We start from the raw sequence: 604 nt of genomic DNA, 5'->3' as shown, positions 1-604 counted from the left end.
ACCTCCAACTCCCCACCCGACACACGCTCATCACCACACACCACCGCCAGCGAATTCCGATCCCCCGCAGCCGACAACAATTCCGGCAGTACATGCTCTTTCACGGACAAGCCACCCTGAACCGGAGCCAGTTCCCGTCGCTCCGAGGGTGAGAGCACGTCCAGCGAGGCAAGTGGTAGGTCAGGATCTGCGACTGCGGCGTTGATGACACGCAGAACTCGCTGCACGGCGCTGTCCATCGTGTCGCGGTCGAAAAGTTCCGGCAGATATTTGATTCTGATGTGCAGTCGATTGTCCAGGTGCGCAACAACGCCGATCGGATAGTGCGCGGCATCAACACCACTCACATCCACCACCCGCATCCCCGCAATATCCGTCTTCGCAGTCAACCCACCACGATCGACTGGATACGACTCGAACACCGTCATCGTGTCGAACACCGCGCCCGGCCCCGCCACCCGCTGAATATCAGCCAACCCCACATACTGATGATCCAAAAGCCCCGCCTGCTCAGCCTGAATCCGACTAAGAAGCACACCAAGAGTGTCCCGCCGATCCAACCGAACCCGCACCGGCACCGTATTGACAAACAAACCGATCATCG

1 protein-coding gene is annotated in these 604 nt (G+C 59.3%); it reads right to left on the bottom strand.

The annotated features are described in order from the left end of the window. Positions 1-602 (bottom strand): condensation domain-containing protein (locus tag V2B23_RS30900; RefSeq protein WP_430953696.1); only part of this gene is annotated, 602 nt, incomplete at its 3' end. Positions 603-604: the final 2 nt, after the last annotated feature.

The organism is Rhodococcus sp. 24CO, assembly GCF_050586165.1.
Classification (GTDB): domain Bacteria; phylum Actinomycetota; class Actinomycetes; order Mycobacteriales; family Mycobacteriaceae; genus Rhodococcus_F.
The sequence above is the reverse complement of the archived record's forward strand: the minus strand, read 5'-3'. Positions and strand labels throughout refer to the sequence as shown.